This window comes from Ornithinimicrobium sp., from assembly GCF_051004135.1.
GTDB lineage: Bacteria > Actinomycetota > Actinomycetes > Actinomycetales > Dermatophilaceae > Ornithinicoccus.
In genome coordinates this window covers 1-3079 of the sequence record NZ_JBPCKQ010000218.1, presented here as the reverse complement: position 1 = coordinate 3079, position 3079 = coordinate 1, and the positions used below count along the sequence as shown (strand labels likewise).

The 3079-nt window shown below is 67.5% G+C and carries 4 protein-coding genes; 2 read left to right on the top strand and 2 right to left on the bottom strand.

What is annotated here, in order from left to right; all coding sequences use genetic code 11:
* A partial coding sequence (locus ACR2FV_RS15705; protein WP_434016639.1) for a VC_2705 family sodium/solute symporter occupies positions 1-1231 on the bottom strand: 1231 nt, incomplete at its 3' end.
* Positions 1228-1506 (bottom strand): DUF4212 domain-containing protein, encoded by a 279-nt coding sequence (locus tag ACR2FV_RS15700; RefSeq protein WP_434016638.1) that lies wholly within the window; start codon positions 1504-1506, stop codon positions 1228-1230. The genes ACR2FV_RS15705 and ACR2FV_RS15700, both read right to left, overlap by 4 nt.
* A 111-nt stretch (positions 1507-1617) precedes the next feature.
* Here ACR2FV_RS15700 and ACR2FV_RS15695 point away from each other — a divergent pair, with 111 nt between their 5' ends.
* Together ACR2FV_RS15695 and ACR2FV_RS15690 are read left to right on the top strand one after the other, a co-directional pair.
* Positions 1618-2001, top strand: a complete 384-nt coding sequence (locus ACR2FV_RS15695) for a hypothetical protein (protein WP_434016637.1) — start codon at positions 1618-1620, stop codon at positions 1999-2001.
* 103 nt (positions 2002-2104) lie between these two features.
* On the top strand, positions 2105-3022 hold the full coding sequence (locus ACR2FV_RS15690; RefSeq protein WP_434016636.1) for a mechanosensitive ion channel family protein: 918 nt from the start codon (positions 2105-2107) through the stop codon (positions 3020-3022).
* Positions 3023-3079: the final 57 nt, after the last annotated feature.

Sequence of the window (3079 nt, the reverse complement as noted above, 5' to 3'; positions counted from 1 at the left end):
CCTGAGGGTTGATCTTCTTGTAATACACGTCGTTGGCCACCGAGGATGAAATGACCAAGAGCAGGCCCGAGGCCGTCGAGAGCGCCGCAGCGAGACCGCCGGCTGCGACGAGTCCGATGATCGGCGCGGGCAGGCCGGCAATTTCCGGAGCGGCCAACACCACGATGTCGTTGTTGATGATCAGCTCGTTGGCGGCGCTGGCGCTGTCGGTGATGTTGATCAGACCGTCGCCGTTGACGTCGTTGAACTCGATCAGCCCGACGTCCTTCCAGGTGTTGTACCAACCCGGCGCCGCGGACTCCGCAGTGCCGGAGAGCTGGTCGAGCACGTTGAACTTGCTGAACGCGCCGATCGCGGGAGCCGTCGTGTAGAGCAGCGAGATGAAGAACAGCGCCCACAGGGCGGAGTAGCGGGCGGCCCGCACCGACTTGGCGGTGTAGAACCGCACGATCACGTGCGGCAGCCCGGCGGTGCCGAACATCAGGGCCCCGGTGATCAGCACCATGTTGAGCCGGCTGGTCTGCGTGAACGCCTCGGTGTATGCGGCGATGCCCAGCTCCTGCTGCAACCCGTCGAGCTCGGTCAGGATCTCACCGAAGCCGATCTGCGGGAACGGGTTGCCGGTGAGCTGGTTGGAGATCGCCACGGCGGGGATGATGTAGGCCACGATCAGCACGCTGTACTGCGCCACCTGGGTCCAGGTGATGCCCTTCATCCCGCCCAGCACGGCGTAGAAGAACACGATGGTCATGCCGAGGATGATGCCGACGGTCTGGTTGACCTCAAGGAAGCGCTGGAAGACCACGCCGACCCCGGCCATCTGCCCGGCGACGTAGACGAAGGACACCACGATCGCGCAGACCACGGCCACCAGCCGTGCACTCTCGGAGTAGCGGTCGCCCACGAAGTCGGGGACGGTGTACTTGCCGAACTTGCGCAGGTAGGGGGCCAGCAGCAGGGCCAGCAGGACGTAGCCCCCGGTCCACCCCATCAGGAAGGCCGACCCGGCATACCCGTTCTGGGAGAACGACACGATGCCTGCGAGGGAGATGAACGACGCCGCACTCATCCAGTCGGCGGCGATCGCCGCCCCGTTGGCCGGGGCCGGGATGCCACCCCCTGCGACGTAGAAGCCTGCGGTGTCGCTGACCCGGCTGGCGTAGGCGATGTAGATGTAGAGCGAGAAGGAGAGCGCGACGAAGATCAGCGTCCACAGCTGCACAGGGGTCATGAGTGGTGCACCTCCTGCTCGTACTCCGTGATGCCGTACTCCTTGTCGAGCTTGTCCATCCGCCAGACGTAGATGGCGATGAGGATCACGAAGACGACGATGGAGCCCTGCTGGGCAAACCAGAAGCCCAGCGGCACACCGAGGAAGGACACCTGGTTGAGGAACTCCACGAACAGGATGCCGGCGCCGAAAGACACCAGTGCCCAGACGGTAAGCAGGATCGCCATCAGGCGTAGGTTGCGTCGCCAGTACTCCTGGCGTTGGGCGGTGTCCATGTCGAGAGGCCTCCTGAGGGGCTCGGCATCGACACCGGCGTCGACGCCCGAGAGTTCCGGTGCCAGCATGCCTAGTTATGCACCGCAGGTCAACGGTTAGTCTCGCGTGTCATGAGACGACGTATGCCGGGTCAGCGCCGACTGCTGCTGGCCTCGGTACTGTTGATCCTGGGCGGCTGGCTGCCCTGGCTCTACACCGGCGCGGGCCCGGTCAGCGGCGTCCGAGGCGCGGGACTGTGGACCTCCTACGCGGGACTGCTGGCGCTGGCCGGCGCCCTGCTGCCGGCCCGCTGGAGCGTTGTGGCGATGATCCAGGCCGTGATCGTGGCCATTCCGGCGATCGTGCTGCCGGTGTGGCAGGTGGTGCGCGTCCTGAACCTGGTCGGCACACAAGGCTGGGCTCCGGGCCCCGGCCTCGTCATGACCTTCGCCGGTGGGGTGCTCTGCGCGATCGCCGCCCGCGACCTGCACGGCGCCAGAGCGCAGGTCACCTGACGGCACCACACACTGCGCGGCCAAATGTGCATTGCGCCGCGTCCGGACACGGCGCAATGTGCGCAACCCCGCGCGATGAGGATGCGCACCACATACTGACGACATGGTGCACCTCCCCGAGTCCAACTGGGCCACGCAGGTGGACCTCCCGCAGCCGTCCTGGGAGGGGATGGGTCTCGGGGTCGGCATCCTGGCCGCGGCTGTGCTCCTCGCGCTCGTCGTCCGGGCGGGTTTCGCTGCCTACCTGCGTTGGCGGGGCCACGGGCGCAGCGCGGTGGACGTGTTCAGCAAGCTGGCCGGGTGGGTGGTCGTCGTGCTCGGCCTGGGGGTGGCGCTGGCCATCGTGTTCCCGAGCGTGCAACCCGTCGACGTCCTGGGCGGGCTGGGCATCGTCTCGATCGCGGCCGGCATCGCCTTCCAGACGGTGCTGGGCAACATGTTCGCGGGCATCATGATCCTGGCCGGGGGCCGGTATGTCGTGGGCGACCAGATCGGGGTCGGGGACGTGCAGGGAGAGGTCACCGACATCAGCCTCAACGTCACCATGGTCCGCACCTTCGACGGCCGACAGGTGCTCATCCCCAACCAGGTGATGCACTCCGACGTCGTGGTCGTGCAGACCGGCTACGAGCAGGTGCGCACCACGGTGACCGTGCAGATCGACGCGGTGGCCGACCCGGCCCGGGCACAGCGCATCGCTGTCGAGGCGATGAGTGCCCTGCCGTTGGTGCAGCGCGATCCCGCGCCGCAGGCGCTGCTGACCATCCTGGACAAGGGGGCGCTGACCCTGGAGCTGCGCTTCTGGTCCGGAGCCCGGCAGCTGGAGACCCGGGAGGCTCAGCACGCCGTCATCGCCAAGGTCCTGGCGGCCTTCACCGAGGCCGGCGTGCGGCTGGCCGACGAGGTGCAGACCATCGACGCCGCCCCGGATCTGCTGCGGACACTGGGCATGCTCCCCGACTCCCCGGTCTCCGGAGACGACGAAGGGACGCGCCCGTCGCGACGACGGGTGCGGCCCTGAAGCCCTGTGACGCGCTCAGTCGGTCCTGCACGACCGACCGGGCCGACGGTCCCAAAC

Bases quoted from the DNA above. Each gene is read 5' to 3' on its own strand.
- ACR2FV_RS15695 (WP_434016637.1), top strand. From the start codon at position 1,618: ATGAGACGACGTATGCCGGGTCAGCGCCGACTGCTGCTGGCCTCGGTA.
- ACR2FV_RS15700 (WP_434016638.1), bottom strand. From the start codon at position 1,506: ATGGACACCGCCCAACGCCAGGAGTACTGGCGACGCAACCTACGCCTG.
- ACR2FV_RS15690 (WP_434016636.1), top strand. From the start codon at position 2,105: ATGGTGCACCTCCCCGAGTCCAACTGGGCCACGCAGGTGGACCTCCCG.